The organism is Halomonas alkalisoli, assembly GCF_021412585.1.
GTDB classification, from domain to species: Bacteria; Pseudomonadota; Gammaproteobacteria; order Pseudomonadales; family Halomonadaceae; genus Halomonas; species Halomonas alkalisoli.
In genome coordinates this window covers 56,047-68,479 of sequence record NZ_JAKCMI010000021.1, presented here as the reverse complement: position 1 = coordinate 68,479, position 12,433 = coordinate 56,047, and the positions used below count along the sequence as shown (strand labels likewise).

At 66.8% G+C, this 12,433-nt stretch carries 11 protein-coding genes; 9 read left to right on the top strand and 2 right to left on the bottom strand.

What is annotated here, in order from left to right:
- The first annotated feature begins 34 nt into the window (after positions 1-34).
- The 7 genes from otnI (at position 35) to LY622_RS06775 (ending at position 7,258) form a co-directional block, all read left to right on the top strand.
- Positions 35-829: a 2-oxo-tetronate isomerase gene (otnI, locus tag LY622_RS06805; RefSeq protein ID WP_234290193.1), complete on the top strand. Its 795-nt coding sequence runs from the start codon at positions 35-37 to the stop codon at positions 827-829.
- 26 nt (positions 830-855) lie between these two features.
- A complete protein-coding gene (denD, locus tag LY622_RS06800) occupies positions 856-1,818 on the top strand; it encodes a D-erythronate dehydrogenase (RefSeq protein WP_234290192.1) in 963 nt (320 codons plus the stop codon).
- Positions 1,819-1,889: 71 nt separating this feature from the next.
- Positions 1,890-2,897: a TRAP transporter substrate-binding protein gene (locus tag LY622_RS06795; RefSeq protein WP_234290191.1), complete on the top strand. Its 1,008-nt coding sequence runs from the start codon at positions 1,890-1,892 to the stop codon at positions 2,895-2,897.
- A 60-nt stretch (positions 2,898-2,957) separates the two neighbouring features.
- Entirely contained in the window at positions 2,958-3,560 is a 603-nt protein-coding gene (locus LY622_RS06790; protein WP_234290190.1) for a TRAP transporter small permease, read from the top strand.
- A complete protein-coding gene (locus tag LY622_RS06785) occupies positions 3,557-4,831 on the top strand; it encodes a TRAP transporter large permease (protein WP_234290189.1) in 1,275 nt (424 codons plus the stop codon). The genes LY622_RS06790 and LY622_RS06785 overlap by 4 nt, the downstream gene beginning before the upstream one ends.
- 27 nt (positions 4,832-4,858) lie before the next feature.
- Positions 4,859-6,319, top strand: a complete 1,461-nt coding sequence (locus LY622_RS06780; protein WP_234290188.1) for an aldehyde dehydrogenase family protein — start codon at positions 4,859-4,861, stop codon at positions 6,317-6,319.
- 51 nt (positions 6,320-6,370) lie between these two features.
- Positions 6,371-7,258: an NAD(P)-dependent oxidoreductase gene (locus tag LY622_RS06775; RefSeq protein ID WP_234290187.1), complete on the top strand. Its 888-nt coding sequence runs from the start codon at positions 6,371-6,373 to the stop codon at positions 7,256-7,258.
- Here the strand turns inward: LY622_RS06775 and LY622_RS06770 are convergent.
- The gene (locus LY622_RS06770; protein WP_234290186.1) at positions 7,247-8,098 is read right to left on the bottom strand and encodes a M90 family metallopeptidase; all 852 of its coding nucleotides are present in this window, start codon (positions 8,096-8,098) and stop codon (positions 7,247-7,249) included. The two genes, LY622_RS06775 and LY622_RS06770, sit on opposite strands and share 12 nt — an antisense overlap.
- A gap of 4 nt (positions 8,099-8,102) precedes the next feature.
- Complete coding sequence (locus tag LY622_RS06765) at positions 8,103-9,686, bottom strand: bifunctional GNAT family N-acetyltransferase/carbon-nitrogen hydrolase family protein (protein WP_234290185.1); 1,584 nt, start codon at positions 9,684-9,686, stop codon at positions 8,103-8,105.
- Between the two features lie 219 nt (positions 9,687-9,905).
- Here LY622_RS06765 and LY622_RS06760 point away from each other — a divergent pair, with 219 nt between their 5' ends.
- Positions 9,906-11,090, top strand: a complete 1,185-nt coding sequence (locus tag LY622_RS06760; protein WP_234290184.1) for an ABC transporter ATP-binding protein — start codon at positions 9,906-9,908, stop codon at positions 11,088-11,090.
- A complete protein-coding gene (locus tag LY622_RS06755) occupies positions 11,087-12,379 on the top strand; it encodes an ABC transporter substrate-binding protein (protein ID WP_234290183.1) in 1,293 nt (430 codons plus the stop codon). Before LY622_RS06760 ends, LY622_RS06755 begins: the two co-directional genes overlap by 4 nt.
- Positions 12,380-12,433 lie beyond the last annotated feature (54 nt).

Here is a 12,433-nt window from a genome sequence, read left to right as displayed (position 1 = left end):
CGAATCCTGAGGCACAAACACTGGGACACTAGCGATGATCCGACTGGCCGCCAACCTCACCATGCTGTTTACCGAACATGGCTTTCTCGACCGGTTCGCGGCGGCTGCCGACGCGGGCTTCCGCGGCGTGGAATACCTGTTTCCCTACGACCACGACCCCCAGGTGCTGGCGAGCGCCCTGCGCGAGGCCGGCGTGGAGCAGGTGCTCTTCAACCTGCCCCCCGGGAACTGGGAGGCGGGGGAGCGCGGGCTGGCGAGCCTGCCGGGGCGGGAGGCGGAATTCCGCGATGCCGTGATCGAGGCGCTGCGCTACGCCGAGGCGCTGGACTGCCCGCGGGTACACGCCATGGCAGGCCTGCTGCCGGTGGATGCCGATGCCTATACCCGGGCCCATCATCAGGCGACCTATGTGGCGAACCTGCGCTTCGCCGCCGGGGAAGCCGCCAAGGCGGGGCGGCAGGTACTGATCGAGCCGATCAATACCCGCGACATGCCGGGCTACTTCCTGTCGCGCCAGGCCCAGGCCATGGCAGTGCTGGAGGCGGTGGGTGCCGACAACCTTCGCCTGCAGTTCGATCTCTATCACTGCCAGGTCATGGAGGGTGACCTGACTCGCCATCTGGAGCGGCAATTCCCGGCCATCGCCCATGTCCAGATCGCCGGTGTGCCAGAGCGCCATGAGCCCGACGTGGGCGAAGTCCATTACCCGGCGATCCTGTTGCGTCTCGAGGCGCTCGGCTACGACGGCTGGGTGGGCTGCGAGTATCGCCCCGCCGCCGGCACCCGCCAAGGGCTGGGGTGGGGGCGGGCCCACGGCCTGAAAACCTGATCAATGACAATGACTGCGAGGCTTCAATGCATATAGCGATTACCGGCGCAGCCGGCTTTCTCGGTCAGCGGCTCGTGGCGCGGCTGCTGTCCCGTGGCACGCTGGCTGATCAGGCCATTCGCCGCCTGACGCTCATCGACATGGTCGAGCCGCCGGTGGCGGCCGCCGACGGCGTCGAGGTAACGCGCCTGGCGCTGGATATCACCGAGCCGGGCGGCCTCGACCCGGTGCTGGCCACCAAGCCGGATGTGATCTATCACCTGGCGGCCGTCGTCAGCGCCGCCGCCGAGGCGGACCTGGCGCTCGGCATGCGGGTCAACTTCGATGCTACCCGGGCACTGCTCGAGGGGTGTCACGCCCACGGCCTTGCCGGGACACGCCTGGTCATGGCCAGTTCGGTGGCCGCCTACGGCGGCGAGCTGCCCGAGGTGGTCGACGACATGACCGCACTGCAGCCGCAGAACTCCTACGGTGCCCAGAAGGCCATGAGCGAGCTGCTGATCAACGACTACAGCCGGCGTGGGCTGGTGGACGGCCGGGTACTGCGCCTGCCGACCATCATCATTCGACCGGGGCGCCCCAACGCGGCGGCGTCGAGCTTCGCCTCGAGCATCCTGCGCGAGCCGTTGAACGGCGAAGCGGCCGTCTGCCCGGTGCCCACCGATCTGGCGATGTTCGTGATGTCGCCGCAGAAGGTGGTCGAGGCCCTGGTCCACGGTGCCGAGGTGGCCGGCGACGCCCTGGGGCCCTTCCGCGCCTTCATGCTGCCGGGCATCACGGTCAGCGTGGCGGAGATGCTCGAGACGCTGCGCCAGGTGGCGGGCGACGAGGCGCTCGCCCTGGTACGCCATGAGCCCGACCCGCGCATTTCGGCCATCGTGTCCGGCTGGCCCTCCCGCTTCACCACGCGTCGCGCCCGGGAACTCGGTTTCCGGGGTGATGGCGACCTGCGTGAAATCGTCGATGCCTACCTGAAAGCGGAGGCGTGACAGCGCGCCCGTCCGAGACGGGCCTACCAGCAAACCCAACGGTGTTCCACGAAAAACGAGGTAACAGAACAATGAAAACACGATTCGCACGCCGCACTCTCTCTAGCGCCATCGGAACCGTCACCGCGGCGGCACTGGCCGGCATGGCCTTCCAGGCCCAGGCGGCCCAGGAGATCACGCTCGGCCATACGCTCTCCTCCACCTCGCACTATGCCGTCGGGGCACGGGCCTTCAAGGAGCGGCTGGAGGAGTTGAGCAACGGGGCCTTTACCGTCAACGAGCATACGTCCGGCTCCCTGGGCGGCGAGCGGGAGATGATCGAGGGCCTGCAGATCGGCACCGTGGACCTGGTCATCACTTCCACCGGCCCGCTGGGCAACTTCGTGCCGGAAACCTATGTGCTGGACCTGCCCTTCCTGTTCGAGGACTACGATCAGGCGCGCTGCGTGCTCGACGGTGAGCTGGGCGACGAGCTGCTCGGCAAGATAGGCGAGCACGACCTGGTGGGCCTGGCCTGGACCGAGAACGGCTTTCGCCACCTGACCAACAGCCGGCGTGAGGTGCTCTCACCGGCGGACGCCGATGGGCTGCGCGTTCGCACCATGGAGAACGAGGTCCATCAGGAAGCCTTTCGCCAGTTGGGCGCACGGCCCACCCCGATGGCCTTCCCGGAGCTGTTCACTGCGCTTCAGCAGGGCACCGTCGATGGGCAGGAGAATCCCATCACCGTGATCGTGGCGACCAACTTCTGGGAAGTGCAGGACCACCTGTCGCTGACCGGCCACGTCTACTCGCCGGCGATCATGCTGGGCTCGCCGATCATGTTCGACGGCCTGAGCGAGGAGGAGCAGGAGTGGTTCCGCGAGGCGGCTCGTGCGTCGGCCGAAGCCACCCGTGGCGAGGTGTCGCGCCTCGAGGAAGAGGGTGTCGCCCTGCTGGAGGAGAACGGCATGACGGTGAAGACCGACATCGATATCGGCCCTTTCCAGGAAGCGGTGCAGCCCGCCTACGAGATCTTCACGTCCCAGCACGGCAGCGAGATGCTGGAGCGCATCCAGGCCGAGGCCGGCAACTGCTGACCTTTCCCACCCCGGGCTTCCGGCACGACGCCGGGAGCCCTCTGGTCATGGTGATTCCCAATGGTCTCGCTGTTTCTTCGCCTTGAGCGCCAGTTGACGCGCCTGGCCATGCTGGCCGCGGTGGCCATGCTGGTCGTGTCGGTGACCCTGGGGTTCTATCAGGTGCTGACCCGGTTCCTGTTCAACGCCCCCTCCACCTGGTCGGAGGTCGCCTCCAGGACGGCCATGATCTGGTGCGTGTTCATGGCGGCGGCCGCCACCTTCCGGGGTGGCTACATGATGGCCGTCGAAGCCATCTACAAGATCGTGCCGCAGCGGCTGATGCTGCTGCTGGAAATCGTCATCGTCTGCTGCTGCCTGCTGGTGCTGGCGGTGCTGATCCATTTCGGCATCCAGATGACGATGCGCGTCAGCAACCAGACGATGTCGGGCATGAACATCTCGATGTCCTGGGCCTATGCGGCCATTCCCACCGGTGCCGGCTTCGCCATTGTCGCGGTGATGGCACGCATCCTCGCCCAGATCACCGGTCGCGAGATGATCGGCCCCGAGGGGCGCGAAGCCAGCCCCGAGCTGGAGTCCCCGGCGGTGCAAAAGGCCCGGAAGGTCGTCGGCTCCGAGATGACGCCAGATGGCTCCCGTCCGGGAGGACCCCAGCCATGAATCTGGTCATCGGCCTCTCGCTGATCATTCTCTTCGCCTTCGGCGTGCCGATCGCGGTCTCCATCGTTCTGGCCTCGATCATCGGCATCGAGTTCTTCTCCCGGCTGCCGCTGCTGCTGGTACCCCAGCAGATGTTCATCGGCATCGACAAGTTCCCGCTGATGGCGATCCCGTTCTTCATCCTGGCGGGTAACCTGATGGCGGCGGGCGGCATCTCCCGGCGCCTGGTGGACCTGGCCAAGTCCATCGTCGGCGGCATCCAGGGTGGCCTGGCCATGACCTGCGTGCTGACCTGCATGATGTTTGCCGCGGTGTCGGGCTCCAGCGTCGCCACCACCTTCGCCATCGGCGCGATCCTCATACCGGCGATGGTCAGGCATGGCTACCCCAAGCCCCTGGCGGCCTCGATCCAGGCCTCCTCCGCGGAGCTTGGCGTGCTGATACCGCCGTCGATTCCCCTGATCCTGTTCGGCGTCAGCACCGACACCTCCATCGGCCAGCTGTTCCTCGCCGGCATCGGCCCCGGCATCCTGATCGGCTGCGCCTTGATCCTGTTCCTCTACCTGTTCTGCAAGGTGCGGGGCTACGGCCTTGATGACCACAAGGACAGCACGAGCTTCATGATCTCGTTCAAGCGTGCCTGGGCGGCACTGCTGATGCCAGTGGTGGTGATCGGCGGCATCTACGGCGGGGTGTTCACCCCCACCGAGGCGTCGGCGGTGGCGGTGTTCTATGCGCTGATCGTCGGCGGCTTCTACTACCGCGAGCTGCAGCTGGACGACCTATGGCCGATCCTGCGGCAGAGCGTCATCTCCACCGCGGCGGTCATGCTGATCATTGCGGCGGCGTCGCTGTTCAGCTTCCTGCTCAGCCGCACCGGCCTGCCGTCCCAGATCGCCGGCTGGGTGACCGAGGTGTTCGACAGCCCCATGGCGTTCCTGCTGGCGGTCAACGTACTGCTGCTGCTGGTGGGCATGTTCATCGAGACCTCGGCGGCCATCCTGGTGCTGGCGCCCATCCTGACGCCCATTGCCATCCAGTTCGGGGTTCATCCCGTGCACTTCGGCTTGATCATGGTGGTGAACCTGGCCCTGGGGATGATCACGCCGCCGCTGGGGGTGAACCTGTTTGCCGCCTGCGCGGTGGCCAGGATCACCATCGACGAGATGCTGCCGTGGCTGGTGCGCTTCGTGCTGGTGGTGCTCGCCTGCCTGGTGGCGATCACCTACATGCCCTGGATCTCCATGGGGCTGGTGCGGCTGGTCTATTGAATAGCGAACAACAACAAGGAAATCGTGATGTCATTCTTCCCTGCCATGCCCCCCAGCGACGCCCTTATCGCCGGTGAATGGGTCGCCACGAGAGAGCGGCTGGAGGTGCAGGCGCCCTCCAGCGGCGAGGTGATCGCAGAGATTGCCCGCAGTCAGTCGTGGGAGGTCGAGACGGCGGTCGTCGCCGCCCGCGGCGCCTTTACCGGCGAGCTGGGCGACTGGGCGTGCTGGTCGGCCCGCCGCCGCAGTGAATGGCTGCTCGCCTTCGCCGCGGTGATCGAGGCCGATCACGCCAATCTGGCGGCACTCGAGTGCGCCGATACCGGCAAGCCGATGACCCAGGCCCGGGGCGATATCACGGCCTGCGCCCGCTACTTCCGCTTCTATGGCGGGGCCGCCGACAAGCTGCACGGCGAGACCATTCCCTTCGAGAACGACTTTGCGGTGATGACCCTGCGCGAGCCCTATGGGGTCTGCGCGCAGATCATTCCCTGGAACTATCCCGCCCAGATCTTCGGGCGCTGCGTGGCGGCGGCACTGGCGGCCGGCAATACCGTGGTGCTCAAGCCGGCCGAGGATGCCTGCCTCAGCGGCCTGCGCCTGGCCCAGCTGGCCTACGAGAACGGGCTGCCGCCCGGGGTGCTCAATGTGGTGCCCGGGCTCGGGCGGGAGGCGGGTGCCGCCCTGGCGGCTCACCCCGGCATCGACCACCTTTCCTTTACCGGCTCGCCGGAAACGGGAACCCAGGTGGCCCAGGCCGCCGCCGTTCATCATGTGCCGGTGACCATGGAGCTGGGCGGCAAGTCGCCGCAGATCGTCTTCGCCGATGCCGACATGGAGGCCGCGCTGGAGGCGGTGGTGCGCGGCATCGTCCAGAACGCCGGCCAGACCTGCTCGGCGGGCAGTCGCCTGCTGGTGGAGGCGAGCTGCGCCGAGGCCATGCTGGGAGCGCTGGCCGAACGCTTCTCGGCGCTGCGCTGCGACGCCGGTGAGGCGGATGCCGACTGCGGCCCGTTGATCAACGCCCGCCAGAAGGCGAAGCTGGAGGCACGGCTGGCGGCGGCGGCCGAGGACGGTATCCGCGTGGCGGCGAAGGGGCAGCTGGCCGCTGGCGCCCCGGATGGCGGCCATTTCGTGGTACCGCAGATCCTCGCGGAGATTCCCGACGGCCATGAAGTGCTCCGGGAGGAGCTGTTCGGCCCGGTGCTGGCAGTGCAGACCTTTGCCGACGAGGCCGAGGCGCTGCGGCTGGCCAATGCCACCGACTTCGGCCTCTGTGCCGGCATCTGGACAGGCGACGGCGGACGACAGCTGCGCCTGGCCAGGGGGATTCGCAGCGGCCAGGTATTCATCAACAACTACGGCGCCGGGGGTGGCATCGAGCTGCCCTTCGGCGGTGTCGGCCGCTCCGGGCATGGCCGGGAGAAGGGATTCGAAGGCCTGAAGAGCTATACCCGGCTCAAGACCGTGGCTATCAAGCACGGCTGAGCGAGCCGCCGGTCCGCGATTTACCGCGGGATGAACCAGAGGAGCAATATAATGAGTCAGCTATTTCGAGTCGGCCTGGTGGGCGTGGGCCTGATGGGCCACGGTATCGCCGCGAACATCCTGAAAGGAGGGCATACGCTCTGCTTTCTCGACCACCCCGGCAACCAGCCCGTGGACGACCTGCGCGCCGCCGGGGCGACCGCGAAGGCTAGCGGCCGCGAGGTGGCCGAGGCCGCCGATGTGGTCATTCTCTGCGTGACCGGCTCGCCCCAGGTGGAGGCGGTGCTGTTCGAGCCCGGCGGGGTGCTGGAAGGGCTGCGGGCGGGCTGCGTGGTTGTCGACTGCTCCACGGCGCTGCCCAGCTCCACCGAGCGAGTGGCCGCCCGGGTGGAGGCGGCCGGCGGGCGCTTCATGGATGCCGCCATGACCCGCACCCCCAAGGAGGCGGAGGAGGGCCGGTTGAACCTCATCGTCGGTGCACCGGAGGCGCTGTTCGCCGAGGTGCAACCGCTGCTCGAGTGCTTTGCCGAGAACATCGCCCATGCCGGCCAGGTTGGCGCCGGCCATACCCTCAAGCTGCTGCACAATTTCGTCTCGCTGGGCTTCACCGCGGTGCTGGCCGAGGCCGCCGCGGCGTCACGGCGGGCCGGTATCGACGACGCTGCCTTCCTCGACGTGCTGGGCAAGGGCGGCGGTGGCGGGGTGATCCTGGAGCGCCTGCGGCCCTACATCGCCGATGGCGACGCCTCCGGTTTTCGCTTCAGCGTGGCCAACGGCCTCAAGGATATCGGCTACTACCGCACCATGACCGAAGACCTCGACGCCCAGCGCGGCGTGGCCGATGCGGTGCTGGCGCTCTACCAGTCGATGAGCGATGCCGGCCATGCCGACCGCCCCGTGCCGGAGCTGGTTGGCCTGCTGGGGCCGTCACAGGGCTGATCGATCCTGGTCTCCCCGAGGCTCCCGGGGGGCAGCGGTGTGACCCTCTGGCAGCCGTGCCAGCGGCTGCTGGCGGAAGTAGCGTGTCAGCAGCTCATACAGTGCCGGGTAGGCCTCGTGGAGGATATCGGGCGCGGTAAAGAAGTACTCGCAGCACACCGCGAAGCACTCCCCCGGATGGCTGGCGGCGTAGTCGTCGATGGGTGTTTCCTCGCCACGTTCGAGGCGTGCCTGGAGGTCGTCCCATACGCCGATGAAGACCCGGTGCCACTCCTTCGGGTCGATGTCCCGGGGTAGCGGCGGGAAGCCGTCGACGTCCAGCGAGTTGCCCAGGTCGAGCTTGTGGGCGAGCTCATGGATCACCACGTTGAAGCCGTCGAGGCCGCCGCTCTCCATCAGGTCGGGAAAGGCGAGCACCACCGGCCCCTGGGACGAGGTCTCGCCGGCCCGCTCATCCACGTACTCGTGCATCACACCGAACTCGTCCAACTCCTCCACATGGCGGCGGAACGACTCGGGCAGGATCTGCAGTTCGTGCACCCCACTGAAGGCGTCGACATGGTCGTCGAAGGGCCAGCCCAGGGTCAGCAGGCAGGCCTGGGCGGAGAGCGCCAGCTGTGCCGGCAGGTCGAAGGGTGTCCGGCCGGCCAGCTCGGGGTGCAGGCTCAGCCGCTTGAGGTGCAGGAAGTGCCAGGCACGCCGGCCCAGGCGGTCGGCCTCCTCATCGCCCAGCGCCGCCAGCAGCGGCAGGCGTGCACGGGCCTCGGCCCAGGCCGCCTCGGGGAAGGGATGACGCGAGGCGAAGCGCTCGGCCCGCCAGCGGCGAAGGCGACCGAACATGGCCTCAGTTCTCCTCGGGATTGCCCGGCGTCAGGCTGCCGGACTTCCAGGACCAGTCGCGCCAGCGCAGGTCGAACAGGTCCTTGCGCCGGTCCTTGAGGTTGGTCACCGAGCCTTCGGCGCGCACCACGGTGAGCCGGGTCAGGTCCAGGTCCGAGAAGATCACCATCTCGGTATTCGGCGTGGTCTCCGAGAGCACCGCGTCGTGGGGGAAGGCGAAGTCCGAGGGTGTGAATACCGAGGACTGGGCGTACTGGATGTCGAGGTTGCGGATCGATGGCACGTTGCCGACGCTGCCGCACAGCACCACGTAGCATTCGTTCTCGATGGCCCGCGCCTGGGCGCAGTGGCGCACCCGCAGGTAGCCGTTCTTGGTGTCGGTCCAGAAGGGCACGAAGAGGATGTCCATGTCCTGGTCGGCGAGCAGGCGGCCGAGCTCGGGAAATTCCACGTCGTAGCAGATCAGGATGCCCACGCGGCCGGCATCGGTCTCGAACACGCGCAGTTCGTCACCGCCCTCGATCACCCACTCCCGGCGCTCCTGTGGGGTGATGTGCAGCTTGGCCTGCTTTTCGATGGTGCCGTCGCGATGACACAGGTATGCGATGTTGTAGAGCCGGTCGTCCTCACCCTCTTCAATCATCGAACCCGCGACGATATTGATGTTGTAGGAGACCGCCATGCGCGACAGCTCGGTCTTGAACTGCTCGGTGAAGCCGGCCAGGAAGCGGATGGCGGCGAGCTGGTCCTGCTGGGTGGCGCGGTCCTGCAGCCCCATCAGCGGGGCATTGAACAGCTCCGGGAAGACGGCGAAGTCGCTCTGGTAGCTGGAGAGGGCGTCGACGAAGTACTCGACCTGCTGCAGTACCACCTCCACCGAGGCGCATTCGCGCATCTGCCACTGCACGGCGCCGACACGTACCTGGGTGGGGCGGTTTTCCAGCACCCGCTCGGCGGGCTCAAAGAGAATGTTGTTCCACTCCAGCAGGGTGGCGTAGCCCTGGGACTTCTCGTCTTCCGGCAGGTACTTGCGCAACAGCCGCTTGACCTGGAAGTCGTTGGCCAGCTGGAAGGAGAGAATCGGGTCATGAATCTCCTTGCGTGCAACCAGCTCGATGTACTCGGTGGGCGAGAGTTCCCCGGCGTGCTCGTGGTAATTGGGGATACGCCCGCCGGCGAGTATCGCGCGCAGGTTGAGCGAACGACACAGCTCCTTGCGCGCCTCGTAGAGGCGGCGCCCCAGCCGGTAGCCGCGATAGTCGGGATGGATCAGCACATCCAGCCCGTACATGGCATCGCCTTGCGGATCGTTGAGGATGATCTCGCGGTTGCCCACCAGGTCATCGTAGGTGTGAGGGTTGGAGAACTCGTCGTAGTCGACCCGCACGGTCAGCGCCACGCCTATCAGCCTCTCGTCGTCCTCGATGGCGATCTGGCCATCGGGAAACTCCTGGATCAGTCGGTCGATGGAGTGCTGTGGCCAGGCGCCACCAATATCGTCGTAGACGGCATCCATCAGAATCTTGAGCTGAGGGTAGTCGTCCTGCGTCAGGTTGCGCAGGTTCAGATGCAGGTCTTCGAGGGACATGGCGCGTCGGTTCCTGTCAGGGTGAAAGACGAAGTCTAGCATGGTCACGGGGTCGGCCGCGGTAGGCGCCGGCTGCGGCCTTGAAGGCAAGCGGCAATGGCGTCATGCGCCTGTCATATCAGCGAGTCAAGATGCACCGCAAAGAGGCCGAAGTGCGGCTACGCTGATTCAGACGAGAAAACGTTCTCAACCTGTCGTGACAATAATAACGGGCGTGCCATGAACAACGACAACAAGCGCATCCGGCTCGAAGACGTGAGCAAGACCTGGGGTGGCCAGGCCGCCGTGGACCGGATCTCCTTCGATGTCGCACCCGGCGAGTTCGTGATCCTGCTGGGCCCCTCGGGCTGCGGCAAGTCGACGACGCTGCGCATGATCGCCGGCCTCGAGCAGGCCAGCGATGGACGCATCCGCATCGGCGAGCGCGACGTGACCCATCTGCCACCCGGCGATCGCGGCCTGAGCATGGTGTTCCAGTCCTATGCGCTGTTTCCCCACCTGAGCGTCGCCGACAACATTGTCTTCGGCCTGCGCAGCCGCAAGGTGCCCAAGTCCGAGCGCAAAGAGCGCCTTGCCCGGGTGGCAAACCTGGTCGATCTCACCGCCTACCTTGACCGCAAGCCGGCCCAGCTCTCGGGCGGGCAACGCCAGCGTGTGGCGCTGGCCCGGTCGATCATCTCCGAGCACCCCATCTGCCTGATGGACGAGCCGCTCTCCAACCTCGATGCCCGGCTGCGTGGCGAGATGCGCCGTGAGATCAAGGCCCTGCAGCAGCGGCTGGGCATGACGGTGATCTACGTCACCCACGACCAGGTGGAAGCCATGAGCATGGGCGACCGGGTCATCCTGATGGAGGCGGGGCGCATCGTGCAGGACGCGACCCCCGATGAACTCTACAACCGGCCGGCCACGGCCTTCGCGGCAAGCTTCATCGGCAGCCCGGCCATGAACCTGGTGACACTCGCCGCGGCGGCCGATGGGGCCGTCATCGAGGGTGAGCCGCGCTGCAGCGTGGCGTCCCACGACGCCAAGGGGCACCTGCTGGGGGTACGTCCCGAAGACATCGTCGTACTGCCCGCTGATGCCAGTGGCGTGCCGGCCGAGGTGGTCGATGCCGAGTACCTGGGAGCCGACAGCATCGTGCGGCTCAAGGTGGGCCGCCAGGAGCTGCGTGCGCGCCTGGATGGCGTGCCCGGCGTGGCCAGGGGGGCGGCCTGCCGCCTTCAGTGGGCGCCCTGGGCGACCCACTTCTTCGATTCTGGAGACGGGCAACGCCTGGCGCTCCAGGGGTATGACCTGTCTGCGGCCCCCGGTCGCCTGAGGCAGACTCAAGCAGCGCAGAGAAGCGGGGTACAGACCCCGCGCGGTTCTTCCGGAAAATACTCACCAGGAGTCAACCCATGAACACACGCCTTGCTCCCACCCTCTGCGGCCTGGCCGCTGCCGGCCTGCTGAGCGCCGGTCAGGCCGTGGCCGACGATCCGGTCGAGCTGACCATGTACTATCCCATCGCCGTCGGTGGAGCGCTGACCGATGTCATCGACGGCCTGGTCGCCGACTTCCAGGCCGATCATCCCGACATCTCGGTGAATGCCATCTATGCCGGCAACTATGACGACACCCGGGTTCGGGCGATGTCGGCCATCGAGGCGGGCGATGCACCGCAGCTCTCGGTGCTCTTCTCCATCGATCTCTTCGACCTGATCGAGCAGGATGCCATCGTCGCCTTCGACGATCTTCTCGAGACCGACGAGGAGCGCGAATGGCTCGATAGCTTCTACCCCGGATTGATGGAAAACGGCCAGCTCGACGGCCAGACCTACGGCATTCCGTTCCAGCGCTCCACCATCGTGCTCTACTGGAACAAGGAGGCCTTCGAAGCCGCCGGGCTCGACCCCGAGACACCGCCGGAAACCTGGGAAGAGATGGCCGAAATGGCCGCTGCCGTGCGCGAGGCCAGCGGCGGCGACCAGTGGGGCGTCATGGTGCCCTCCACCGGCTACCCCTACTGGATGTTCCAGGCCTTCGCCTTCCAGAACGGGCATCGGCTGATGAGCGAGGATGGCACCGAGGTCTTTTTCGACGACCCTGCCTCCATCGAGGCGCTGGAGTACTGGGTGTCGCTGACCCAGGAGCACGAGGCGATGCCCGATGGCACCATCGAGTGGGGCACCCTGCGTCAGAGCTTCATCGAACAGGCCACGGCCATGATGTGGCACACCACCGGTAACCTCACCGCCGTGCGCAACGAGGCCTCGTTCGACTTCGGCGTGGCCATGCTGCCCATGAACACCCAGCGCGGCAGCCCCACCGGCGGTGGCAACTTCTACATCTTCAACGACACCACCGAAGACGAGCAGCGCGCCGCCATGACCTTCATCCGCTGGATGACCGATCCCGAGCGCGCGGCGGCCTGGTCCATCGAGACCGGCTATATGGGCGTGAGCCCGGCTGCCTACGAGACCGAGGTCCTGCGCGACTACGTCGAGACCTTTCCACCGGCGGCGGTGGCCCGGGACCAGCTCGAGCACGGCACCGCGGAGCTCTCCACCTACCAGGGCGGGCGCGTGCGCCGGGCGCTGGACAATGCGATACAGGCGGCGCTGACCGGCCAGATGTCGCCGGAGGAGGCGCTCAACCAGGCTCAGGCAGAGGCCGAAGCGGCGTTGCGTCGCTACGCGCGTTCACGTTGAGGCTTCGAGGCGACGTAACGTCGAGTCTTTGAACCGATGCAAGCAGGCGCCGGG

Bases quoted from the DNA above. Each gene is read 5' to 3' on its own strand.
- LY622_RS06790 (WP_234290190.1), top strand. From the start codon at position 2,958: ATGGTCTCGCTGTTTCTTCGCCTTGAGCGCCAGTTGACGCGCCTGGCC.
- LY622_RS06785 (WP_234290189.1), top strand. From the start codon at position 3,557: ATGAATCTGGTCATCGGCCTCTCGCTGATCATTCTCTTCGCCTTCGGC.
- denD (WP_234290192.1), top strand. From the start codon at position 856: ATGCATATAGCGATTACCGGCGCAGCCGGCTTTCTCGGTCAGCGGCTC.
- LY622_RS06795 (WP_234290191.1), top strand. From the start codon at position 1,890: ATGAAAACACGATTCGCACGCCGCACTCTCTCTAGCGCCATCGGAACC.
- LY622_RS06775 (WP_234290187.1), top strand. From the start codon at position 6,371: ATGAGTCAGCTATTTCGAGTCGGCCTGGTGGGCGTGGGCCTGATGGGC.
- otnI (WP_234290193.1), top strand. From the start codon at position 35: ATGATCCGACTGGCCGCCAACCTCACCATGCTGTTTACCGAACATGGC.
- LY622_RS06770 (WP_234290186.1), bottom strand. From the start codon at position 8,098: ATGTTCGGTCGCCTTCGCCGCTGGCGGGCCGAGCGCTTCGCCTCGCGT.
- LY622_RS06765 (WP_234290185.1), bottom strand. From the start codon at position 9,686: ATGTCCCTCGAAGACCTGCATCTGAACCTGCGCAACCTGACGCAGGAC.
- LY622_RS06760 (WP_234290184.1), top strand. From the start codon at position 9,906: ATGAACAACGACAACAAGCGCATCCGGCTCGAAGACGTGAGCAAGACC.
- LY622_RS06755 (WP_234290183.1), top strand. From the start codon at position 11,087: ATGAACACACGCCTTGCTCCCACCCTCTGCGGCCTGGCCGCTGCCGGC.
- LY622_RS06780 (WP_234290188.1), top strand. From the start codon at position 4,859: ATGTCATTCTTCCCTGCCATGCCCCCCAGCGACGCCCTTATCGCCGGT.